Origin of the sequence: Paenibacillus allorhizosphaerae, assembly GCF_042659105.1 — a bacterium.
GTDB lineage: Bacteria > Bacillota > Bacilli > Paenibacillales > NBRC-103111 > Paenibacillus_G > Paenibacillus_G allorhizosphaerae.
On sequence record NZ_JBHSRV010000010.1, the window covers coordinates 43958 to 69833 of the forward strand.

Sequence of the window (25876 nt, forward strand, 5' to 3'; positions counted from 1 at the left end):
CCGAAATGGTATGATGGGCGCTGCTTCTTCCACATAAGGAATCTTAAAAAAAGTGGTTCAACTATAATTGTTATACTTATTTATTTAAATATTTGTCAATTTCTCGTGTAAAACTGTCTCTTCCTTTGCAGGTAATAATGACAAAGTTATCGGGATTCTTACTCTGGATATATTTTTGTATGCGATGCTGCGTGTACGTACGGATATAGAAAATAAGATCAGCTCGCCGGATGGGCCCGGTAAGAAGATGGATATTGATTTCATCGTCAGTAGCGGGAAAAAATTCGCCAAACCCACCCCGTTTTGCAATCTCCTCTTCGTACATCTGCTTCTGATCGCGATGCCCAACAACGAGCACATGCTTGCCCGCAAGAGGCTTCGGCTGTACGGCCAGCTGTGCCTTATACTCCGCGATAACCCGCTCCTGCTCCGAGACCACACGCTGCAGTAAATCGTTATGCTCTTCCAGCTCTTTGATGCGGTGCAGCGCCTCTTCTAATTGCTCTTCTGCAGTTTGATTTACTCGCTCCAGTTTTTGTTGCAGCTCCTCGTTTTGTAAACGTTCCAGCTCATAACGTTCCTGGTATTCTTGCGCTTTCTGCAGAGCTATCAGAGGAGAGATCTGTCCTTCAACTTTACCGCCTTCTTGTATAATTCGGCCGCCGTATACGTAATAGTAACCGTTCAAAATCTCCGTCTCATAGACTGCCCAGTCCAACGGGGTAAATGACTGCATAAGAAGAGAGGCATCTTCCGTCCGATCCAGGATGACACATGATTCATAGACGGCCACCTTATTGACAGACTGGGCATAGAGCTTATGTTCCGGGGAAGTGTTCCCTTGCTTTCGGAGGACTTCGTAGAACTCGAGCTTGCTTTCGTTGCCCAGGTTATCTAAGAAACCCTTAATATTGCCAAATGCACCAACGAGACGGTTGACGAGTCTATCGCTTGCGCCAGCGGCTAAATGAGTCAAATATTCCCGAACGACAGGCTTAGCAATTCGAAAAAGGACCTTATCCAGAAGAACATTTTTCCAATCCGACTTCTTAAGCAGCTTCGCATGGATATTAACGCCGGCGCCGCGAGCAATATCGCTAAACAGTTTCTTATCATCCAAGGTGATCAAATAGCCGGCCGTACATGAGCAAAGGAGCGGGTCATATTCGCCGCCGATATTCCGTAAGGCATATGCAACTAACTTCGCTCGAAGTGATTTTTGTTCCTCTTCTTCATTGACCATCGCTCTCAAAGAAATGCCCATTTCGGAGACGGAGTCAAGAGTAGCAAAATAGTGTGCTACTCCCTCGTCTACCTGCAGATAGCGTTCATGTACCATAGTTCTCCTCCTAATACAGTGCAAGGAGGGCCGGGATGTCTCCTGCGCCTATGCAGTTCCTTCGTCAATTTCAACTTCCTTATCATCCTGTGTAAACCAAGCGCCCATTCTTTGCCAAAGGCTACCTTTCTTCCTGGCCCGGAGCTTATTCATGACCTCTTCACCGAGGATCAGGTCCGCCAATTCATCTATGACCTCTTTCATGGCCACACGTTTTTCTTCTCGAATAAAGCTTGCTTTCCAGAAGGAGTCCCCTTCCATGTACAATTCAAATAATTCAGTCATCGCAGGAACGTGGGTAAGCTTGCTGACACTGTAGATTGATTTTATCTCGCCGGAATGTAATCGTTCCAGTCGTGGGGTACTCTTATTTATGATAACATGAAGCTTATCATAATACCGTTCAAGGTGCTCTTTAAATTTTGCATGCTCCCGCCCCGTCCGTACCACATCATAACCTCCTACAGCTACGATGTGATCTGCGCTGCGCAGCAATATTTGTACTTTGGGATCATCATAAGAAGTGCTGACATCACAGAATAAAACGGAAAGATTGCGACTGTACGCAAGCAGATGCGCGGTATCGTTTTCTGTCCAATCATCCAGCTCGTCCTTCGGTCCACGAATAATGTACTTCACTTTCTCATGGGTGAATACTTCTGACCAAGCGGGGAGCTCTTCATTTCGCAGCACTGTCTCATGCCAACTCTCCCAAATCGGGAGATCGACCGGTTGTTTGTTCTTTTGTCGGAAGGTCGCTTCTTTGCGACTCATATAGCCTCTATTACCTGAAAAGAGGCCCCAAGCGTTGATAATCTCAAACCATGCCGGCGCGCTGATCGGTGATTCAAGAATGCCGACATCGACCTGCAGCTCGGCAATGTACTCGGCTAGCATGCGGGTTAGAAGCGAGGATCCCGCTCCATCGAAAAGGGAAAGGACAACTACGCTTCGAGACGGAACACGTACCTGCTCTATAACCACTTCTTTTTTGACGACTTGCTTTTCAACGATTTTGACTTCCGTTTTGACTTCGGTTTTCGTTTCCGCCGGCGCCGGATTCAATTTCTTCTCCTGCTGCGGAATATGCGCTTGCTCCAATATTTCCTCTGGCGATGTAACTTCTCGTTTTCGTTTTCGAAGCTGCTCTGTAGCTTTCTCCTGCTGCTTACGGAAACGTTCAGTGGAGTCAAACTTCGGGGGATTCAAAAGTTGCTCTTCCCACCCGGCCGAAAGCTTACCTTCGTTGAAAATGTCCGTTACGCCTTGGAGGGCAAGCTTTGCCAGAAATAGATCCTCTTCCGTGCGTTTACATACAAATACAATACGCATGTACATGTCCACGCGACGGAGCTCCTCGACAATATCAAGCCATTCCTCATCTGTTTCTTTTTCCCCTACCAGATCTTCTCCAACAATGACCATATTAGCGTTTAGCTCGATCACGCGATCGACAAGCTTCTTTCTTACCATCGCGAATCCGGCTACCCGGCCTACGCCGGTTTCTTCAACGGCCTCTTTGATGATTTCATTCATGCCGTCGGTACCGAAACCGACCACGATAATTTGTTCTCTAGACATATGTACCTCCTCCATCGAATAGGAAAAAACCGCCGAGGGGAAGCTCGGCGGACCTTTACAGAATATCCATGTTAAGCCGCTGCAGCTCTACTTCCCCTTCTCGTTTACCTTTCTTTGCTACAAAGAAGGACCTGGGGAATTCATCCAAGCATTCGTCGGGCAAAAAGATTTGAACAAAAGCATCCGACATATAATCGATGGATCCAACAAGTGCTTCAATCGCTTCCAGCGAACCTACACTCCAAACGACCATCGCGGCACCCGGCTGCACCATCGGGAGTTTACCGGCGTTGTCTGCAACCATTTTTTCGTACATTTCTTGCTTTTTCTGCATCAGTCGGAGGGGATTAGATTTTTGTGCTAAGCGCTCGACATACATGGTAAGCGGCCCCTTTTCCGACTGTATAAAGAATTGGCTAAACGGACGAATCGGATCTCCCTTGGACCAGTTCGGGGCATAAACCACTTCGGCATATTTCCCCCGCTCCTCAAGGATCATCCGGAGTTCATTGATGGCACATATCGAAAGTGAGTAACTCTTATATTTATGAAGTTGCCACGGCTCCAGGAGATGCATCCCATGCATCATCGTATAAAAGATAAATGCACCTTGTCCTAACATCCATACGTGTTCTTTCTCTAATACACCTTGACGACTGAACCAATAGCCATCGAACCAATCTAGCTTCTGCAGTATTCTTAAACGAGTGCCAATATGATGAGCCTTATCAAATGAATTCGCGGCAAGACGGCGGATTTGACGCTCGGTTAAGCAAATCCATTCTTGGAAAAACTTCGTCAATATCAAGTCCGGCGGCCCGATTTGGCCTGCAGAAACTCGGTTTACGATTGTTTGTAAATGTAGGACGGACGGCTTCTCACTCCGTTGCGCGGAAAACTGAAGCGTTGGATCATCTAAGGGTGGGATGTTGCCATCCCTGGCCCTCCAAAGATCAGAATACTCCAACGCCGAGGAGAAAGCGGCCCCGCTAGTTATCTCAGAAGCCACTGCCAAATGCGCCTGCGGTTTGCAGCGTAGGGTCAATTCGGTAAATCCGCGCTCTACCTACCCGTTTCACTTTATCTAACGAGGTGATCTGTGCTTGTATCCGGAGCCCAAGTGGCAGCCCGTATTTGAATTGTTGGCTTAACGGATACTGAAGATTACCGAGAATGACAATGCCCGTTGACTGAAGTTCAATCAAATACGTGTTCGGGCCGTTTTGAGTCTTGGCCACAACTTTCGCCAAGGCGTGATCCCCTACCGAATGGTATTGCTCGATTTGATCCCACTTTTGAGCACGGTATTCTTTTTGAATTTCTTTTCTGGATAAGCGGATACGATACTCAAAATCGCTATCTGCGTCATCCCCTTCTTTGTTAATTTTATCGACATTTGTTACCTTCACTTCTACTTCCGATCCAATCATGACGACTTCTCTCAGATCCGTGATACTGTTCAAGTCCCACTCTCCGGGCGGCACCATACATGGGACACCTTGCACTTCAACAAAAACGAGTTTTGCATCATTTCGCACGCCTGTTACCGTGCCGCGGACGATATCCCCTTCTTTGACATTTTTCAAGAATTGTTGTTGAATAATCGGAATTGCCTGTACGCGGGAAACGATCGCAATGCCCGTATCGCGGTCGATATCAGTAACGAGGAATGGTACAGGAGTACCCATAAAGCCAGTAAAACTCGAAAGCTTTCTTGATGTAAATTGTTCACGCGAGCAATATACAGGAACCCCGTTGAAGTTGATGACGATTACGCTATCTTTAACTCCTTTGAGAGTAACCGGCTTGACGTCTGCTACAGTACCCATTTGCACGTATTTGCGAATCATGGATTCACGAAGAATTTCTAAAATAGCATCGTTGTTCATCAACATGAAAGTAAACTCCTTTACCCATTAAAATTATTTATTCTTCTTGGCCTGCTGTTCGAGCATTTTCATAAATTGTGAGTTTTTCGGCGGTTCCGCTACCTTGTATTTTTCCATAGGCGGAGGATCTTGATTTTTTGGCTTTCCTCGTCTTGCTGCATTAATTTCTTCATCCCGGTTGGAATTGGATATCCCCTGGCTGCCTTCTTTCTTCATTGTCGAATCTTTTTTCTCTGTTTCTTCAGAAGGCATAGGAACAATCGGTTCGGCCAGTACATTCTCAGCTTGTTCATCCGGTAGTATTGAACGATGCATACTCTCTTCGTTCTTCGGAGCCGGCGCACCAAATAATAAAGCACTAGCTTGAAGCATTGGTCCTGGCTCGGAAGAAGGAAGTACTTTCGGTTCCGCGATTTCGGGAGGACTCGTCGCTGCTGAAAGCTTGATTTCTTTCCCTTCGGTCGCTTCAGTTTTTGGAACTGGCGGAATATCGACCTCTCTGTGGGAGGATGATTCTGATTCTGGAGCGGGCGTAGGTGACACAATCGCTGCACTGGTCTGCCGCGGTCCACCTACAAGCTCAATATCAGCGAATCGTCTCCTTGGAGTATCTTCTTTTGGGATATTTTTAAATGTCGTTTGTCCGATGTAATCTGCTTTACGATGAACTTCTTCCGATTCTGTTGCAGCTGCTACTTCATCTTCACTCGAAGGACCTGAGCTGGTGGAAGTACGAGTAGCGCTTTGACCTTGATTTTCACCGGGAAACTGAATTCCTTTTTCGGCGTCATCCTTCGATTCGGCAGAATCATCGATCCAGTCCATATCAAAGTGCTCGTCTTCTTTGACGGGAATTCGCCAATGCTCCATGAAGGCGTCGAGGGCGTCCGTTTTCAAAGCTTTTTTCCACTTATCGGCTGAACCAAAGTCAACAAAGTCCCCCATCGCTTTAATCGCTTTTTGCGTACTGCCTTCGACAACAAGTCGAATAAAGGAATATTTGAATTTGTTATACATGATGCTATCGGATGTAACGAGTTCCATCTCTTTACGTGTTGTCGTTTCCGCGAAAGTATAATTCGGATTGTTCATGTTCTCCGGTGTTATGCTTTCTCTGAAGGAGAATTCATCGACAACCGTCGTACCGAATATTTCCGACAACTTTTCAGCATCATATTTTCCGACGCCACCGTAAACGATGTAATTACGTATGGTTCCCATCATCCCGTCGACGAAACCCCGCCCAAGTTCAATATCGAACTGGGAGAGCGTTTGAGTGGCAACAAGAGGAGCATACTTATATTTACGCCCCTGGCTTGTCAGTCTCAGGAACTTAGAGTTCATATACTCTAAGAATTCATCGGCATAGGAAGAAACCAATGGTCTTGTCTTCTCCGTTCCTTTTCTTCGGAACACCGCGTTCTGTACAGACATGTACACCAATTTTCCGAAAGGTGAGCTGACATCTCCGAGTTCTCCGTTGGCCGTATTGCAGAGCAGTATACCTCCGCGGCTCATCAACTTATCGAGATCTACACTGTTTTTGCCAAGTAGGACGCGAGCGCAATAAGGATTTTGCAGTAAGTCGGCAATCAGATTTCGGGTAGTACGAGTAAACTCAAACTGTTTGTCTGTGTACTTGATTTTCCCCTTATGTGGCCCGTCGCTATAACGAACGAACATACCTTCGCGAGTCTTTTCCGGCTCAATCCCGTCATTTCTGAACCATTGAACAGTACGTCGAGCAAGCATCCAAAAAATCTGCCGGTCCGTAGACATATTGGCGATAATTGCTGGATCTGGAAGTCGCTGCTCTAGTTCCTCTAGAAGATCCGCTGTATAACGAGGGTCCTGGTACATTTGGTCAAGATCGAGCAGCGCGCACTCGTTCTTTTTAATGAACTTCAGTAGATACACATACGCTTTCAAAACGGTACGGCAGGATTGACGGAAAAAGTCATCGCTCGATTCGCTCATACTATCCAAGACGGCCGTTAATGTCTCGGCGACTTGGGAAAGCGGGCCAACCATGCAGTTGAATCCAGGTGTTTTCGGATTAGACGGGTCAAGGTATACGATAAACTCTTCGGGAATCCCATGGTCGAGCGCGAGCTCATATGCTGAATCGCAAAGGTCTTTTGCCGGTTCAACAATGATACTTCCGATCAAATGGCTGCCCCAAGCCTTCTGAAATTCCGGTGTACCGTATCCGTACTTCTTCACATATCCTGGAAATGCATTAATGGCTCTCTGTAAATGGCCAAGATCTTGCCGGAACGCTTTAATAATTTTTAAGCTCGTTTTACCGGAACCGGGAGGACCGATCAGCATCGTACCCAACTGTCTAGAGTCACCCGTGAGCACAACCGGCGTCTTTGTATCTGCCTCCAAGGCAAGTACGATATCCGGCATGACGTTAGCACGTTCGTCTCCAAACCGGCCGAGCCACTTCCACTGGAATTTGTAATTTTCGAACCATTCTTGTAATACGGGATCGGAACGATATTCACCAACGATTTTTATCCAATATCGAATAATTGCGTAAGACGGTAGTAAAAGTAAAACCCAACCGATCATTTTGAGTCCGCCCGGATGGAGATATTCCCGATATTCCGGTGTTTCCACCCAACCGTCGATTTGCATGATGAGATCGTACCCGATCGGTTTTACATAAGCTGCTGCGACAAGCATTGATAATAATGTGAATGTTCCCCAAGGAAAGATGAACGCAATCGCTCGTCTCACAACAGAGATGTTTGTTAATTTCACGCGAGTACTGAATAACCAAGTGACATTACACAGGATTCCGGTAAATATTAGAAAACCAACCGGTACAGATAGTGGTGGTTTATAAAATGGCATCAAGGGCGAGAAAACAAATAATATTCTTCTCATTTGCTCATGCGTCAAATCTCCTTGTCCAAGTAAAAAACCTAACCACATTCCCAGCGTCGACATCAATATGAGCCAAATGACTGTAAAACTGATCCAGAGCACAACGACGGGTAAACGTTTGGTCAGAACGGCCATGTTTGCATCTCCCCCCATTTGACTCCGGTTCGACGATCGTATGTCCGCTGATGTGCAGTACGTTTGTTCTGTTGAATATCCTGCATGGTGAGGCAAAGGACTTCCATGTTTGCGATATGTGCATCTGTATCAATATCACATCGATCCGGATACAGCAGTACGCATTTCAAATCCGGTATTTTGCATCCGAGGAGATGATTCACTTTAATTTGTGGATTCACCCAATGCGGTAAGGCAAAATAGATGGCGATGATTTTCCCTGCTTGACGATCTATCAGTCCGATATCTGGCAAACCTGTTGTAATGGAGTAAGTAGCCCAGTCCCGCTCCGACATAAGTGAATAAGAAGGGAACAGCGATTCCCGAGTTTCATCCATCATATAAAAGTATGATATATCCGACAGGTGAAAACAGGATTTAAGCTCTCCTTCACTTGATATGTATTTCTCTGTCGTAGGGGTAAGTGTGCTCTCCCATCCAATCATAAGTTGCAACTGATCGGAAAGCAGTTCGTCTTTGATTGACTTTTCCGCAGCCTCTGCGATGGTTCGAAGTCTGATTTTGTTTTGCCGGCTTTTTCTTTTAGCCTGGTCACGTTTTTCCTCATCGACTTTGACCTTCCCCATTGACCCCTCGGCGACGACGAAGGCGATACCTTTCGGCAGGGCTGAAAGTACAGTCTGTATTTTTTTGAACTTTGTTTCGAGTTGGTTCGAACTCATCGTTCCGGTATCCGACTCTACGGATAGTAATGGACGATAATTTCCCTTTATAATTCGGTTGTCCTCTTCGTTACGTGAATGAACGGGTACGTTTAGGATATCCTTCCCTATGCTCCCGCTCCGGACAAGATCACTGTAAATCTTATTTGGACTGAAGACTACCCAATCCGGTCGATAAGGAACTTCGGGCTTCTCTCCTTCTTGTACAATGGGTGCCGGATCTGTGTAAAGGAAGCGGCGCCACTCGGAACTGGGAAGGTAGATTTCTTTTTCCCAGAAGGAACCCAAAAGATTGCTAAGGAAAGCTTGCAATACAAAATGATGGACGTCTTGATCTCTAACTAAGAGATCTTTGTAAAGGTAGTGCTGCTTGGGTAACTTATCTGTACTGGAGACTTCTTCATCATACAAGGAGATATCCATCACAGCTCTAGCATACAATCGAATACCAAATGGCGATAGTGAATAATGTATCGGGAAGTCGCCCTTCTTCTTGGCTAAGTTGAAGATGTATTCCCTCTCAAATACTCGGTAGTGATTCAGTTTGTTCAGAAGGTATTCAAAGGCTTTCTCATTTTTATGTCTGAAGAACAAACTGCGGATCTGGCTGCTGGTTAGTCGCCGGTGAACGTATAGTGAATGAAGTACCATGGCGGCTTCCGAGTTTTTAAGAATAAGGTGGACAAGATCAGCTTCTGTCCTATCCAACGGTTTACCGCGTCGCTCAACAGGTTTGTTTCGCCGCTTCGGTTTCTTCCCGCTCCCTTTCTCATCCGCATCGCCATCTTCAGATGAGGGATCCATCTCCTCGGAAGAAGTTTCTTCAGATCTCTTTTGCTTGGATTGGCCCTCTGCTTCCTTTGGATTCTCTAGGTTACCTTTAGCATTAAAGAGGGATTCTTCATTTTTAGGGGTATCTTCTTGCGAAGATGGATCCCATACGCTACCAGTCGGTTCCATTTGTTCGTGAGTCTGATGTCCTATATCGCCCGGTCCCGCTTCAGTTGTCTTCATGTTTTCTGTAGAAACTTCTGCTTGATCATGCAAATCGGGATCATCAACAAAGGGATCGGCCCAGCCACCAGACATGACATCTGCGTCGTAATCCTTATCAATACGTTGGCCTCCCGCCAAGTTACGGCCTCTCCCTTCTCTTGCAAAATTCGACAGTTTTACTAGTACTAAGATACCATAAACTTGGGACCGAAGGTAGCTTTTTTTGGAAGTAGAGGTAACCTGTTCGTAACTGAAAAACTTAAAGGTATAATGTAGAAAAATGTGTGTAAATGACCACATAGTTAGTCGCCCGCTCCACACGGACACACGCGGTGTTGAAAGCGACGCATTAATGATGTGGATAAGACGCCCGAAAGCCCTTGAAAATAAAGGGAACTGTGGGTAAATAATTGGGCAGAGTTTTGCGATTTTTTTAGAATTAATTCGTTTAGGAATAAGATCTAACATTCAAACCTAATGTACAAACCTAAAATATATTCCTAAATACTAAACCTAATATTTAGAGTTTATTTCAGTTGTGCTGAATCATCGAATAGGTATGTAAGTCCTAGCCCTTTAATGTACTCATCACGGGGATCATTGATCGATAACGAGTGGCCGTATAGCATTTGAACATTTTTCTTTGTTTATAGGAGTGAAATTAGGTCACCGGCAGTTGGAATGATTATCGTGGATTTGCTGCGGTCCCCCATGCCCTGTTATACTGCGTAAAAAATAAACTATCAATAGTTTATAATGAACTATCGATAGTTTATTTATTTTGATTCTCTTGTGCTTATTTTTTGGGCGACACTAATTTTGGTGCACCTACCCTTGCTGAACTTTTTAGCATTGCAGCAGCGAGCTTCATGGCCTGTTCTTTCGTTATTTCATTTGTTGCCATCAGAGGCACCTCCTAGCATTAAGATGTACTATCTATTAATTCCCGTTTTCTATGAAATTAAACATGTTGTGTTCTATTGCTTTCCTCCTCCTCATATACTTGTCTCAAAGAGGAAAAATGGAATTGTGGAATTATGACCGTAAACATAATGGACCTTTTTATTCATGAATTACAGGAGGGGATAAGATTGAACACAAGCCTTAATGCTATCTTGAGACCAGCTGAGTCTATGAAAAAGATACCAGGCACGGATAAGAAAGAACACGGCAATTCAAACATTTCTCAAGCCAAGCAGCCAGTTGTTACAAGTGCTGTAGATGTTACTCGTCCTAAGCAACGTACGCGGAAAGAACGCTCTGATAAAAAAAAGGATATCAAATTCCCGGTAACGCCAGCACAACGTGAAGAGCTGCGTAAACTGGCCAAAGAACTACGGATTGAAAAAATGGATCCCACCAGAAAATTTGAAACCATCTCGAATACGCTTGTCCTAAAGAAGGCATTGGAACAATATAGCATCTTTCCAGAAAGGTACCCGCCGCTTGTATATAGTGATACCGGACAGTATATGCATGCGGAAGCTCTGTTAAGGGATTATGTAATAATTGAAGAATTGGCCATAAAGTTGAATTTATCGATTCGAAAAACGGTTTACCGATTGATAATGAATTACATTTACCGAGGGGAGGTCGATAGCAATGCGTATCGAGAAGGTCGGTGATGGGGTCGTATCTGAGAGATTAAGAAAACTTACTGGATTTACGTGGGGGGATCTCTTCTATCGGGGCAAACGATTTGTAAAAATTAAGGTACGTGCGGAAAAGATTGATATCGATCGAGCCGAGGTGTTCATCAGTGATTTGAATGCAATTACAAAAGGTGCATTCGCCGATCTGTCGGTCGATCATTTGATACATATCTTGTATGAAGACTTTTTATTGACAGTCCGAGAATATATGACCGATATCAAAAGGGATGCAAATAGTATAACACAGGAAGAAGTCGTCAAAAGCCTTCTTGTTAAGCGTAACACCTACTTTCCCCGTTCAAAACGTAATGAAGAAGGTGAAATCTCCCTCGTTCGGAAGAGATGGCACATTTACGACATCCATCTGCGACGGGACGCAGCTCAAAGGGGTGAAGTCTTTTTGAATGATGCGGCATCCGAATTCCTGGAGTTTGAAATGTCGCTCGATGAGTTGATTTCTATTCTGTTTGTGGACTTTATAGCTCAACTGAGAAGAGGGAATCAAAAAATGTTAATCAATGCGCTTATCGATCGCTTCTACTCTCATGATTTTGAATAAAAATGATCGATCCTGGTAATCCATAATAAGCGGTTTCTATTCCCGCGGCCAATAATACAATACATTCAGTGTCATAATTTATTTTTGTTCAAAATTCTCATTTGTACCAGTCATTCCATATTCCTCGTGGAGCTCGTCCATGATATGTTTATTTTTGGAGGAGTTGCCTATGCTAAATCAACCATTATCACCAATGTTACTGCAACCACTATCCCCATCGGCTATTAAGATCTGGCCCGCTGCTATCAAATGGGATGGATTTCGGATTCTCATTCATTATGATCATGGTAAAGTACGAGCGTTTAGCCGACACGGAACGGAAGTTACGGCAAGATTTCCGGAGTTAAATCAAATTAAACTTCCAGTAAATACAGCAATCCTTGATGGGGAGTGTATTGCTTTTGATTTAAGTCAATCGCAAGAACCGCCAGTAAAAATCTGGTGGGATGATGCTATGGCCAGATTCAATACAAAAAAGGAATCTGCAGTTAAACATATTTCACAGACCTTGAAGGCTCACTTTCCTGTATGGGATATTCTTTTCCTCGATAATAATCCTCTTTTAAAGAAAAGTTTCATGGAGCGCAGAGCAATCCTATCTTCGATTGTACCCTCTTCGGATGTGATGACTGTGACTCCTTTGTATGAGGATGGAAACTCATTGTTTGAAAAGGCTAGGTCAATGGGATTTGAAGGAATATGCCAATATAACCCCTCTTCCCCCTATTATCTTGATCAGCGGCCGAAGGATGTAATCGTAAAAATTAAGAATTATCAATATGCAGACTGTCAAATTGCATCCATTCGAAAAGGTGAATTTGGTTGGGGCTTGATGTTAAATGGTTCGTATGTTGGCGTAATGGAATTTCCGCCAGCCGAGGAAGTGAGACGTGAGTTTTATAAATTCTCAAAAAAGCTCATTAGGGGAGAAAATAAACATTGGATATTATTAGACCCGTCAATCACTTGCAGGATAAAATTTCAATGTTATACCAAGGATGGAAAATTGAGATCGCCTAAATTTGAAGGATTTCTTCAATCTCTAGTTTAGCTCCCCCCCCCTCTGATTAAACCTTGTAACGTTCATATGGTATCTGTTGCTTCTTTTTCAATCAGATGTCCTCCGCCCCCCGCTCCCTTCTCTTCCGGACTGGATCCTTCTTTCCATTTTATCGCTATAATTCTTGATTTTAATATCGAAAAAGGTGCCGTTCGGAGCGGGAATCCTCCTACTGCACCTTTTTACGATTATGGCTTTTTCAAGCCCATTTTTTGCAATTCAGCAGCTGCCTGCTTAAGTAAGTCCATCTGATCGTCAGCGTCGGTATCATCTGACTTAATTAGATCCACGTGTTGTTTTGAAGCTTCGGATGAACGATCAACAGTCTTCTCTGAGGTCGCCACCGATAAATTATCAGCACTAGATTTGTTCCGTTCATGCGACATCTCTTTATTAGAAGGAGTGGCCGGAGCCGACCTTTCCGCCGGAGGATCGTATAAAACGGCAGAAGCTGACACGCCATTCATAAGCAAGTAATAGTCTTTAATCAACTTTTGAATGACAGGATTTTTAAGAAATTCGATTTCCGCTTCGCTGTAGAAGGTTGTTAGACCTGTCTCCTTGCCTTTTCGCGCCTTTAACCCTTCACGAATTAAGTCTTCGGTCATTTCATTGCGACTTTTATTCAGTGAATTCATTAATGAATTAAATTCATCGGTCCATTCAGCGCCGATTGATGGAGTAAAGGTGCGTCCTTGTCCAGCCTCGTATCCGGAGTTACCCGCTTTTGGGTGCTTTGCCAATCTAACCCCCCCTCACATTTTCATGGTGAGATTAGCTGTGTTGCTTGATATAGTTCGCGATCAAATATGACCGTGAAGTAATATATGGAGATTCCTTCAATAGTTCCGCTTCTGGAAGGATGTAGCCCTTTGTATCTTTGAAGAAATTATAGGCAAACAAAATTCCGCCACCAACCAATGGGAATGACTCAATCTTTGGCGCTTTCTCGGCCCAGAATAATTCGAGTTTATTATAAACAGCGTCGAAATAATTTTTCATGTGCTTAAGCACGATGTCTGTAACATCTATATTCTTCGCCCGCTGCCAAGAAACTTTGAAGTAAGGTTTATCACCTTTAATGATGATATCAACGCCAGGAATTATCACATCATTAAGAAATTCTTCACGACTACGATACATTACTGGATCTTTACCATTGTTTCTAATGAGTTCTTTAACACTATCAAACTCCTTAAGTTCAAAGATTTCTTTAACCATGTCATCGATATACTTGTTCGTTCCTAAGTTAAGATTTGTACTTACATAGCCATTTAAACCGTCTACGTCGTAAAGAGCTAAGTCGGTTGTGCCGGCTCCGAGGTCACCCAAGGCATATTCCTCTCCAATTTCATTTGCGCGCGGACGAGCGACCAATTTGCTCTTACGAATATCATATTTTAAGCCTAATGAGCTTGTAACACCTTCAACATGAATCTGTCCATCTTGGATATTTAATGTGACTGTTTTACCTGCAAATTTGCCGTCCATAAAGGATATTGTATGAGTTCCAACATAACGCTCCAGGACATGAGCCGGATCGATTCTTTTATGCTCCTCAATTGGTAAACCACCCGAATAATCCAAATCTGTCTCTGTCTTTTCGGTTTTAAGAGCAGCAATTGCAAGGCCAGTCAATGTAGTTACTGTATGTAATTCGCTTTTATGTTTATCTGAGGACTCTGCATCTGGCTGAATCATTCCTTCTTTATTTCGCGCCCAATCACCAACAAAATAATATGTACTGTTTAAAGACTTGGAATGAATTCGTACCTGCAGCCGTTCTGTGTCACCATACTCTTTTTGTTGGGTGTTGCCACTGAAAGGGTCACTTTTTTCGCTGGCCGGTGCGCAAACTGTTGATATTGCAAAGCTTTCAATATTTCCCTCTTCGTTCATGTAGCTAACTTTAGTACTTGTGTTGCCCGGATCAATTCCTGTAATGAATTTTTTCACTGCCATTCGACGGCCTCCCTATAAATAATTGGATTAAATAAGCAACATAAGGCAATTATACCACGAGAATAATAGTTTATCTATAGTTTAAACTAATATTAAACTAATATAAACTATTATTAGTTTAAACTAGAGATAAACTAATATAAACTATTAATAGTTTATATAAAAAGTCCATTCGAAACTAATGAAATCAAAGATGAGATGCTTCTGGTATTTGCCAACTCTTCAAGTTGAATCTTTATTTCAAACGGGTAACCGCTCCCCCACCCTACCCTACCCCAATGTTAAACTCATAAATTGCATTTTCATAGACACATCTCACCCTCCTCTCCTATAATATAGCTATATCAACGATTGATCTATGCGTTATAACAACGGGTATATAATATATAGTTAAACCATCTATTACAGTTAACATAGAGCCAGTGATGATATGGCTTAAAACAATCAATAAATAACATCTAGCATCATACATGTAGGCACACTTATAAGGTTAAATAATATCGAGCGACTTATATATAGGTGTGTTAACTGTGATGGTATTACGCGGCGTAATGAATTAAAGGCAAATGAATGTCACTTATATCATATGGCTGTATACGTATAGGTAAAAACAATGTCAAAAGTATCATCGGGCGAAAAGTATATAGACAAAATACCAATGAAACTTAATATAGCGCGATCAATTTGTTGGCCAATTGACTCTGAAAATCAGTGTTTAACAATCTGTATTAAGATCGAAGAGTGTCGAGATATAATGTTGGGCGAATAACATGTGGGCGCCGGTGAATGACATTTAGTGTCTGGCAGCTATACATATAGTCCAAAGTGCGGTAAAATTGAGGTAAATTGAGCTATATGGAGATGAAGTGCGTGAGTGAAGATACAAATCGCGACGAACATGTAGGTGCGGCTCAAAGTGGGAAGATCGAGGTTGATTACGTTACTTTGGGTGAGGCAGCGCATCGGCTGGATGTACCGCAGCCAACACTTCGGAGCTGGGTGGATAAGCTTGAAGAATTGAGCGTCCATTATCTGCTGCGCAACAAGAGGGAAGAACGTATCTTTGATGCCAATGACATCAACATATTTCGTTTCCTCAAGGAAATGAAGGATCAGCATGGCCGGCGTGCAACATTGGCTGATATCGGTGTTTTGATTCGCGAGAAATTTGAATGCCGCGGCGGTGTTACAGACCTGGATCTCGTAAAAAAGAGGGCAAACCTCAATGAGATAGACATCGAATACATGATGGATAATGAGCGATTCATGTCCAAGTTGCAGGGGTTTGTGAATCTAAGCCTTCAGGAAATGAAAGAAGACGTTCGATCTTCATTAAGTGACGAGATGAATGAACAAATGGACCAGCTGCGCGATAATGTAGGTCAAACTATCAGCGAGTTAGCTACCAAACTTAACGAAATCATCACAGAAGCCAATGAAGTGCAATCAAACCAATATCAGCAGTTTGTGGCTGCCTCAAGAGAAGAAGCGGACATGAGAAGTAAAATTATTGCCGAGCAAACAAAACAGATGTTGGATGAGAAGAAGATCCGGCAGGAGATCATTGATTCATTGCCATTCTTCGTGAAATGGTTTGTAAAAAAATGAATCGATAGGAGAGGGGGGGGGGCCGAAGTTGGTCTCCCTTTTTTTGTGAGATGAATAAGCTATAGTATAATCATACATTCAGAAGGTAGCCAGCTGTATTGAAGCATTCAAGACCTTTCAAATGGAAAAGTGTGGTCAATATTTTGTTCCATCTCCCGGGGGGATATGTTATATTATTTCATAGATGATGTAATGCCTTGTGTGAAGTCTAATGTCCTAGCGGCAGAATTTTAGATAACAGGTGTAGTCTGCTTGTTTTCAAGGATTCCTACGCACTGGGCATTTTTTGTTGTGTAGGAAACTTATATGTTTGAGGAGGTTGTATCTAATGAAAGCCCCTCGTATACTTCGGAATATTATGCAGAAGTTTGCTTTTCATGGGGGCATTTTTTTATTATTACTTCCCTCCAAGGCGAAGGGATATCTTTTACGACGGGAGGAACAAAAATGGCTACTGGATGGGAGGAGCTTATGGGGAGAGCTAGCGCGATTGCTTTTCAATAAGAAGATGTTCGTACTTCTTAAGTAAATCGCCAATCGCTTCATCAAGTAGTCTTGATTGATTTATGCGGGTAATATCCGAAAGTTCCTTAAATTTTTTTTCTAGTTCTATGTCGAGAGTAGATGCAAAAGGGGTTCGCTTCTTCAAACCTCGTTTATTGTTCATCTTTAATATCACTCCTTCTAGAATATTATATCACTAAATATGATTATTGAAACTTCATGAAGTTTCATGTAAGGTAAGGATATGTCTATTTATGAAGTTGATGGTAAATGTGAATCTAATGAGGGAAGTGATTTACGAATAATTAAAAGAATTTCCTTGTAACAAATGGTGAGGATTTACCCGACGATCATAAACGTTAACCTCACTTCACGTTATTTATATGTTCTCTATCGAGAATAGGCAAGTTTGTAAAGTCCAATCATTATGAAAAAGAGGAGGAAGATAGTATGTATAAAAAGGTAATGATTTCTAGTATCGCAATAACTATGGCTGTTGTCGCATCGTTGCAAATCATTAAAGCACAGACTCCAACGTTCTCCGATATCAACGGGCATTGGGGCCAGCAAGCTATTTTGAAGGCTGTTGAAGAAAGTTACGTTGATGGTTATCCGGACGGCACTTTCAAACCGGATAATACCGTAAGCCGGGCCGAGTTCATCACGATGCTAACAAAAGCCCTTAAGCTGAAAACCGGGGAAGAAGGAGCTGCTTGGTACAGCAAGTATACTAACGCGGCGGTAGAGGCTGGAATCCATCGCTACGAGGAATTTAGCCAGGACATCAACGATGCGATTACGAGACAAGAAATGATGCGTCTGATTGTCAGAGCGACAAGACCGGATCTGCAGCACCCCGAGGTAGTGGAAATTACCGATAAAGCCGTTGTTTATCAGGCGGTGAAAGCTGGATTAATTCAGGGGTTAGATCGTGGGACGCTGGGATTGGCTCAAGCAACGACAAGAGCGCAAGCTATGACGGTTGTAGATCGAGTGTTACAAACCAACAGGGGCGAGGGCGATAAGCTGGAAGTAGACAAGTATGCATTGAATCAAGCAGAAATTGAGTTAAAAGGGACTAATTTGTTTTCGATGATTCCGGTGTTTGCTAAAGGTGTGCAAGCCGCAAGTTATTCTTGGTCTCCGGATAAATTAGTGCTTGAAACGAAGGACGGATTATTTAAGGGACAAATCGATCAAGTGATTGCGATCGACATGGCGGACCCGAATGATCCGAATCGTGATTTGTTGGGGGATATTGACGAACTGCATTGGTTTAACACTGAAGTACGAGGTATAACGCAGAGTCAAATGCCTTTAATTAAGGACTATCCGGACAGCTACGTGATTTTAGTTAAAAGTCACGTGGATTACATTAACGATACGACCGCATATAGCGAGAATGGCAGGGTTGGATTCAGTATTTATGGTTTTGCAAGCCCTAATAAGGAAGCTTTAAAGAATGGTGAATTGAACACACTGGCCACAGTGTTTAAAACAAAACGCGGAGATACGCAAGCTATGATTTTACCAAAAACAGGGTTTGCTGTCCCGAAGAAAGACATATCTTTTGCAATAGATGCTCCTGCAAGACCGCCAGTGAGTAATTCAACACGTACTATTGTATCGATGTATGTTCCTGATGGTAAATAAGCTAGATTTACGGCATATCTAATTGGGAGGGGGAGAATCCGTTCTCCCCCTCCCAATTACAAGGTGGTGATGAGGTTGTTTTTAAACAAGGTTAGAAAACGCGTCAGATTCATCAGTTTACTTCTGCTTTTTCTAATGGCTTTTAATTCGCCGGCCACTCAGTTATTCGGTGAAATGATCATGAAAGCATTTGCCGCTTCAACTGATTCGATGACAACAAAGCTCACTCCTACTTATGGAGGGTTCAGTTTAGTCGGAGATAAATATTACTCTAAAACCAGTTATTTATCCGGAGGAAAGATTGACGTTACTGTCCCGGAAGGTAAGGTCATTAGCAAAATTTTTCATGGTTCACAGGACATTACACCGTCTGCGGCAATCGGTTTAAATAGTTATTCTGGATTAGTAAATGACATCAATGGTACTCGTCAAGAAGTTACTTCGCTTGATAATAAGGAAGGATCACAGGGGTACTACGCCTGGTATCGCTACATACCTGGTGGTTCTCAAGGAAAAAACTGGTACGCGGATGTGCCGGATATAAACGGGGATATTGTTAAAATAAGCTGCGGACCGGATGACTTCGGGCCTGCATCTTACAGAAGTACCTCAAATGCCGATACTGAAACGATTAAAGGTATTTCGATGCCAAAACTTCCGGGATGTTCGACAACGGATTTTTCAAAACTGGAAGCATTGAGCTTGGGATCAACTAAAGATCAACCGTTTAAGTTATCCGGTATCGAAATTCCTGATTCAGCAGTTACGGATGTGGAAGCAACTTCTGCACGAGTCAACACAGATTTGCAAGAACCAATTAAAGGACCAGATAACAATCACATCGGATATCCACGAGAAGATATTATATGGGATATCCATGTAGCTCCAAATAAGAACGATGCTGGGGAATACCGAGTTACTTTCCAGCAGAGCTTTGAAGATTTTGAAGATGGATACGATTCATCAAGAGAACTAGCAAACCCTCCGAACGGTGCGAAAGTCATCACATACTATGCTGCCTTTATCGTTGATCTAAAAGGGACAACGTATCAGTATGACAGTGCAGTTACAGTTCAATACGAAGACGCTGTAATTTCTTCGACTCCGGATTTAAGACCTATAGGTTTGACAAGCGGAGCATCATGTATCGAGGCGGGAAAGGATGTTACGTACACTTACAAAATTCGAAATACGGGTGCTGCTACAACAACCACTTTTCGGACCATCGTGGAACTAAACGGATCGGAAGTCGCCAGTATGGATACGAACGGTCTTGATACAAATGACGAGAAGCAAGGAACATTCACATATAACTTTCCATCAGCAGGATCATACACGTTCAAAGTCATCGTCGATTCAAATAATGCCGTAGACGAAGGAGCGGGTGGGGAAAACAATAACACATTGACTCAAGCCGTAACCGTTCAGTCGGCAGGGGGCTGCTCCGGTAGTGGTGGTGGTGGCGACGGTGGTGGTACTACTGATCCGCCTGATCCTACTGGAACCATGACAGGAAAAGTGTGGCCGGATAAGGACTTCATAAACTGGAAAGATAGCAATTTAGTCTGGTTCGAGGTCGAAGAGAAAGGATGTACTTTAGTAAAATATAAGTACGAATTTAAAGGTAAAGGCGGAGTCTGGAATTGGCCCCCTTTACAGGTAGGTTGGTACAATAGCAATGGCGAAACCAAAAAGGCACAGCCATTCAGCTACGATACAGCCACTCGAATGTATCCGTCTAATATTCAGGATGGACAAGTTGAGGTGCGGGTGACGGTAGTGGACAGCTGCGGGACGGAAAGTGTTATCGGACCCGGAACGTTTACCATTGGACCACCGCCGCCTAAGAATCCGCCAGAGCTGAAAATTGCTTTTACTGATCCGGCAGATGGTAGCGAAATCAATCAAGCTATCCTTGGAGAACGGGTCGATCTGAAAGTAATCAAGATGAAAGACCCCGATGGGGACCCATTAACTTTCCAATGGGATTTTACAAGTAGCGAACCTACAGCCTGGATAAAAGGTCTACCGGCCAAGTATGGATGGAAAACACCTTATAATAGTATGTCGTATAACGGAATGATAGCAGATGTGGCAGGACTGCAGCTGGTATGTGCGACTGCATCTAACACAGTACATACCGTGAAATCCTGTGCTAACTTGGATGTCATCCCACCGAATCCGGTACCGAAAATTAAAGGGCAACAGGTGATCAAGGTTGGAAGACCCATTGGCATACCGTGGGATGCAAGTGACAGTTATTCGCCCGTCAAAGGCCGCACGATTGATCACTCTCGGGACGAATGGACGAACGCCAAAACATCCTACACTAACCCGGGAGAAGAAATCATAAAGCTCAATGTCTTTGACAATACGGGAATGAAATCATTGGCCCCGGACACTTGGAAGCTTACGGTGATTCCGGATTTGCCGCCTGTGATCGATTTCCTGTATAGCAGCACCGTTTCTAGGATCGCGCCAAGCACATTTCGGAACAATTCTTACAGTCCGGATGGCGATACGATTGTTAAATATGAAACGTGGTACGGCTATGACGTTGGAAACAACGGCTCTTGCAATCCTTACGAAAATAAAATATCGAGCGATAACCGGAACTTCGAATTTAAGCCAACGAAAGTCGGTAAATACTGTTTCAGGCTTTACGCGGAAGAGGACTACGGCCTAAACAGCACCGCAAATTACACAGTAGAAGTTGTGAACGATAATCCAGACGTAACATTTAAGGTTAGCGGGAACAGCATAGAGCCGACTCCTTTTGAGGCGGTACCAATGAATCCGCAGGATATGTTGAATAACGATGCTTGGACAACGAGCACTTTGGATAAGCCTAACCTGAACAAGCGGATGTGGTCGATCACCCCTGATGGAACCTTGGCGACCAGCCCGCGATACAATCTTACCGCCGATCCTTACGGATATAACATTGGTGGATCGATTAAAGCGGACCAGAATCTAACTTACCCGCATAGTCCCAATAGCGTGTCATTGGTTGGAAGTCTGGTCGGGTCTAATGCCGAATTAGGTACTAAAAACCCTATATATTATTTAGGGGATGGTATGTTTATTTATACGTTATATGGGTGGACATATCGGAATAAGATGGAGTGGTACTTGGCGGGAACTAAATTACCAGCGCCAATTCGTCTTTACACAAGTGATTTTTACGATACAAGTGCTTTCGTGTACGTTCGGGAAGACTTAAACGAAATCATTTTGCTTGATACTGGAGGCTCCTGGAATTCCTACCAAAACGTCCATTACAAACGCTATAAAATATCTGAGCTTAAAGCTGGAAATACGATAGCGGCCTATTCTTTTAGTCGTAACTACGTTGTTAGCAACCGCGAATTTCCCGACTACGGTAAAGATGTGGTATTCAGTGACGGATCTCAGGCAACCAAAATTCAGGAAATGATCAAAACAACGACTGGATATAAGCGAATAAATCTCAATACGCGGACTATTGAATCCTACACATTCGATAATTTAACTACGCCTTATAAGGTCGAATCATACGATCATATTCCTTCATTCCGGGCAGATCCCGTTTGGAATTCGGGTGTGTTGTATCAGACAAGTCCCTATTTTTCGGAGGTTTTTCGAAGTCCGGGCGGAAAAGTGTTCGGTTCTGCTCTAATGTACGGAGAGGCATGGTCAAACACTTGTTACCATCCCTATTGGGACGAAGCAGAGCAGCAGTTGAAAATTATACCTGCTTGTAACTTAAACGTACCTACTGCTATTAGCTCTGACGATAACTACGTCTTGGTCACAGAAAGCGGTTATACACCCCGGAGCTTAATTCAAAATGTAAAAACCGGGCAACTTCACGCATATAACTGTTGGGAAGTAGGAGGACACTATAGCGATACGGAATATGACGATGAAGGAAATCCCAAATGGATTCCCGGCGACACGGTTTGTGAATGGCAACCTCAACTACCCGCAGGGGTAGCGGAAGAACTGTTAAACTATAACCAAACTAGCATTGACGGGTACTCTAAGGAACCTATTGATGGCTATACTCCGATCTTCAAAGTAATCCCTGACTGGTACTATCACGGAGAATATTGGATTGGGAATGCCAAAACAAAAGAACTTATTTGGAAACCACAAGGTACCTGTGAGAAGCCGCCTATAGTAGTCGAGCCAGGGTTATTTGTTTATTGTGGTAACGTCTATCGATTCGATCATGAAGAAAGTCATCTTCCGGGAATAAGAGAGTTCTTTACCTACGGACAGTTTATTAAGCCGAACCAACCGCCAATAATAAACGGTTCGATTAACTGGACAATGCGGATCAACAACCTGAAATACGACTATGTACCGGCTGGCATGAGTTTCCGCATCCAAGACCATCAAAATATGTACAGAGTCGAGTCCATGAAGAACCGATTGCGCTTGGTCAAAATCGTAAATGGGGAAAAGACGATCCTTGCTGAAAAGGCACGTTCTTTGCTTCCCGGCGTATGGAATACGTACTCAGTCAAGTTAACGGGAAGCGAAATTAAGGTTTATCAGGATGGCGTGCCGTATTTTACCGTAAACGATAGTACGTTCCTGTACGGTTCAACCGGACCTTATTCGATTCATGAATCAACCGAATTTAAGGCAATGTCTGCCATTGCATACAGCCCGTATATCACAAATAAAACATACGGCGCGGCAGTGGTCGATACGCAAGTGGTGTATGAAACGACTTTCGACGATCCGGAAGGCGATCCGCGTTTCGATAACGGAACACAATGGAAGTACACTCACGTTGATCCGTTTATGTTCTTGGACGCTAGAGACGGAAAAAGCGGATGGTCCAGCAAAAACGGCGCTCTCGTTACAACACCGATACTGAGCTTCGATAAGGTCGGCAGTTATAAGATCGAGTATCGGGCACCCGACGATCCGCATCCGGATCATAGGTTGTCGAATGGGGACACAACGTTCCAAGGATACTCTAAATACTCGAACTGGTACACGCAGCAGCTCATTGTCCACCGTGCGCCGATTGTGAATTTTACCGTATCTCAAGCGGGCAATGGGACGATCCAATGGAACGACTACTCCTATGATCCGGACCATTGTTATGATGGCAACTCAAGCAGCTGCCAAAACGGATATCAGACGGATCGCGGAATTAAATTCGAAAAATATTTTTATGTCACGCCGAGCGGAAATACAGTGACCGGCAAGCTGGTACATCCACCTGAACCGGGAACGTACATCGTTGTTAAAGCTGTAGGGGACGAATACTATGCTTGGTCCGATTGGATGGATCAAACCATAACAGTCAATTGCAATCCTTGTACGCCAAACCACCCGCCAACGGTTAACCTGACGTTCCCGAACGGCGGCTTTACAAATCCGAATCCGGTATCTTTGAGACCTACGGTTACATGGGACCAAAACGATATTGATCCGGGCACGATCTTTACGGTATTTGATCTCGAAATTAGAGACATTTACGGTAATTGTTACGAATGCGTGTATAATCGGTCAATGAACACACCAAATACGTCATGGGCTTGGACAATGGACACGCCGCTGCTAATGGGTGGGCAGTATCAAGTAAGAGTACGGATATCAGATGGGGAAGAATTCTCGGCATGGTCACAGGTAGGTTGGATGATCACCAACCGACCGCCTGTTACGTATATGAGCTTTCCATTCGGCACGCAAGCGAATCCAACATACGTGACAACAACGCGGCCGCAGTTCATTTGGACGCAATCGGACCCCGATCCGGGAACAATATTTACCTATTTCCAACTACAGGTAGCCAATGCTGCAAATGGGATTGTTCTGGATACCGGAAACATTTGGCAAGGAACGTCTTCAACAACCGGATACTATACTCCGAGCGTTGATATGCCGACGAACGAACCATTGGCTGTACGGGTGCAAGCATCGGACGGTTATGCGTGGTCTGGATTTTCTCCGGATGCATGGATGGTTATAAACAGGCCGCCGAGTGTCACACTGACTTACCCGAATGGGACGCAGGCAGCACCCAATATTGTTGAAACGAACACACCGACCGTTACGTGGAATCAAATGGATTTAGATGTGAGAGCAGTCTTTAATTACTTCCAGGTCCAAGTGCTTAATGAATCGGGATTGGTCGTGGTTGACTCAGGAAAAGTATGGCAGGGGACTAGCGCAACTTCGGGCAGCTGGACCGTCAATACACCATTGCCAGCGGGTCAAAAACTGCAATTTAGAGTTAGTGTTTGGGATCAATATGATGCATGGTCCGGATGGTCAAACACTGGATGGTTATACATCAACCGGCCGCCAAGCGGAAATATTACTTTTGCAACTCCGATTTACGAAAACGATACCCCATCGTTTACAGTTTCTGCAACGGATCCGGATGGGGACGCATTATCCATTATAGTAGAGAGCAGCTTTAACGGGGCACCTTTCTCGGTAATTCAACAGTGGTCGAATGTCCCTTCAGGTCAGGACAAAATATTTACGTACGGACCCTTGCCGAAGGGGAATTATACATTACGATTGACGCTTGATGACGGTTATGGTGGAACGTACGAACAAACGTATTCCTTTGTGGTTTTACCGCTAAATATTACGGGATGGGTAACCCATACTCCTGAGTGGGAAAGTTATCGCCAAAGCTGGAATGCCAAGCATCCGACGGACCAACGGGCCGCATCAGTCTTTTGGGCGGGCGAAGCGTTTGTGCTATCTGCAGCCGTTACGGATACTGGAACAAGCACTACGAAGCCGGTTTCCGTTACATCCAAACTGTTAACTACATCCGAAAACGTAACTCTTAGCTCGAGTAATCTGGTAAATTACTCAGGAGAACTGCTGAATACGGATCATGATCGTCTACTTTCCAATGGAAACCATACTTTCAGGTTTACCGTCCAATGGAGCAACGGATTGGTTCAGACATATGATGTCTTGATCACGATAAAAGGAGTAATATGGGACGTTATTGTGAATCAAATACGTCATTAAGATTAAGAAGTTAGCAAGTGCAGCTGTCGGATGACAAATATGTTTTGAAGTAGACAATATAGTTTTGAAGTAACAAATAAAGTCTTGAAGTGACAAATAAAGTCTTGAAGTAATTTGGCGTTCACTCTACTGGGTGCACGCCTATTATTTTGTCGGGTTGGAGGAGGCTCTAATAGATTTTCCGGACCAGGACCGCTGCGTATGCTGGCTTCAACAAATAATAATAAAATTAGACTCCTGAAGAGGCGCTAAACAAAACGGGCAGTTAACTTTGCTGTCATAAATTACTGCGCCATGTGGCATTTTAAGGGGAAAGACCCGA

The 25876-nt window shown here is 43.8% G+C and carries 15 protein-coding genes; 6 read left to right on the forward strand and 9 right to left on the reverse strand.

Annotated elements, in window-relative coordinates; all coding sequences use genetic code 11:
• Positions 1-76: 76 nt before the first annotated feature.
• The 6 genes from ACFQI7_RS27570 to ACFQI7_RS27595 all read right to left on the reverse strand — a co-directional run bounded on the left by ACFQI7_RS27570 (position 77) and on the right by ACFQI7_RS27595 (position 9695).
• The gene (locus tag ACFQI7_RS27570; RefSeq protein WP_218101170.1) at positions 77-1339 is read right to left on the reverse strand and encodes a hypothetical protein; all 1263 of its coding nucleotides are present in this window, start codon (positions 1337-1339) and stop codon (positions 77-79) included.
• Positions 1340-1387: 48 nt separating this feature from the next.
• Positions 1388-2920: a hypothetical protein gene (locus tag ACFQI7_RS27575; RefSeq protein ID WP_218101169.1), complete on the reverse strand. Its 1533-nt coding sequence runs from the start codon at positions 2918-2920 to the stop codon at positions 1388-1390.
• Between the two features lie 55 nt (positions 2921-2975).
• Entirely contained in the window at positions 2976-3728 is a 753-nt protein-coding gene (locus ACFQI7_RS27580) for a hypothetical protein (RefSeq protein ID WP_377517953.1), read from the reverse strand.
• A gap of 190 nt (positions 3729-3918) precedes the next feature.
• A complete protein-coding gene (locus ACFQI7_RS27585) occupies positions 3919-4815 on the reverse strand; it encodes a S1 RNA-binding domain-containing protein (RefSeq protein WP_218101167.1) in 897 nt (298 codons plus the stop codon).
• A gap of 27 nt (positions 4816-4842) precedes the next feature.
• Positions 4843-7839: a type IV secretory system conjugative DNA transfer family protein gene (locus ACFQI7_RS27590; RefSeq protein ID WP_218101166.1), complete on the reverse strand. Its 2997-nt coding sequence runs from the start codon at positions 7837-7839 to the stop codon at positions 4843-4845.
• Complete coding sequence (locus tag ACFQI7_RS27595) at positions 7827-9695, reverse strand: replication-relaxation family protein (protein WP_218101165.1); 1869 nt, start codon at positions 9693-9695, stop codon at positions 7827-7829. The genes ACFQI7_RS27590 and ACFQI7_RS27595 overlap by 13 nt, the downstream gene beginning before the upstream one ends.
• 953 nt (positions 9696-10648) lie before the next feature.
• Here ACFQI7_RS27595 and ACFQI7_RS27600 point away from each other — a divergent pair.
• From ACFQI7_RS27600 to ACFQI7_RS27610, 3 genes are all read left to right on the forward strand, one after another.
• Positions 10649-11182 carry a hypothetical protein gene (locus tag ACFQI7_RS27600; protein ID WP_218101164.1) on the forward strand — a complete coding sequence of 178 codons (534 nt, stop codon included), beginning with the start codon at positions 10649-10651 and terminating at the stop codon, positions 11180-11182.
• Positions 11160-11768 carry a hypothetical protein gene (locus ACFQI7_RS27605; protein WP_218101163.1) on the forward strand — a complete coding sequence of 203 codons (609 nt, stop codon included), beginning with the start codon at positions 11160-11162 and terminating at the stop codon, positions 11766-11768. The genes ACFQI7_RS27600 and ACFQI7_RS27605 overlap by 23 nt, the downstream gene beginning before the upstream one ends.
• Positions 11769-11937: 169 nt before the next feature.
• A complete protein-coding gene (locus ACFQI7_RS27610; RefSeq protein WP_218101162.1) occupies positions 11938-12819 on the forward strand; it encodes an ATP-dependent DNA ligase in 882 nt (293 codons plus the stop codon).
• 197 nt (positions 12820-13016) lie between these two features.
• Here ACFQI7_RS27610 and ACFQI7_RS27615 read toward each other — a convergent pair whose 3' ends face one another.
• Positions 13017-13571 carry a hypothetical protein gene (locus tag ACFQI7_RS27615; RefSeq protein WP_218101161.1) on the reverse strand — a complete coding sequence of 185 codons (555 nt, stop codon included), beginning with the start codon at positions 13569-13571 and terminating at the stop codon, positions 13017-13019.
• Between the two features lie 31 nt (positions 13572-13602).
• Positions 13603-14790 (reverse strand): ParM/StbA family protein, encoded by a 1188-nt coding sequence (locus tag ACFQI7_RS27620; protein ID WP_218101160.1) that lies wholly within the window; start codon positions 14788-14790, stop codon positions 13603-13605.
• Positions 14791-15660: 870 nt separating this feature from the next.
• Between ACFQI7_RS27620 and ACFQI7_RS27625 the strand changes: the two genes are divergently transcribed.
• Positions 15661-16398: a MerR family transcriptional regulator gene (locus ACFQI7_RS27625; protein ID WP_218103314.1), complete on the forward strand. Its 738-nt coding sequence runs from the start codon at positions 15661-15663 to the stop codon at positions 16396-16398.
• 481 nt (positions 16399-16879) lie between these two features.
• Here the strand turns inward: ACFQI7_RS27625 and ACFQI7_RS27630 are convergent, their stop codons facing one another.
• Positions 16880-17065 (reverse strand): ribbon-helix-helix domain-containing protein, encoded by a 186-nt coding sequence (locus ACFQI7_RS27630; protein WP_218103315.1) that lies wholly within the window; start codon positions 17063-17065, stop codon positions 16880-16882.
• Positions 17066-17352: 287 nt separating this feature from the next.
• On the opposite strand from ACFQI7_RS27630, the gene ACFQI7_RS27635 reads away from it, so the two are divergent.
• Together ACFQI7_RS27635 and ACFQI7_RS27640 are read left to right on the forward strand one after the other, a co-directional pair.
• Entirely contained in the window at positions 17353-18555 is a 1203-nt protein-coding gene (locus tag ACFQI7_RS27635; protein WP_218103316.1) for an S-layer homology domain-containing protein, read from the forward strand.
• Positions 18556-18630: 75 nt separating this feature from the next.
• Entirely contained in the window at positions 18631-25554 is a 6924-nt protein-coding gene (locus tag ACFQI7_RS27640; protein ID WP_218103317.1) for a CARDB domain-containing protein, read from the forward strand.
• Positions 25555-25876 lie beyond the last annotated feature (322 nt).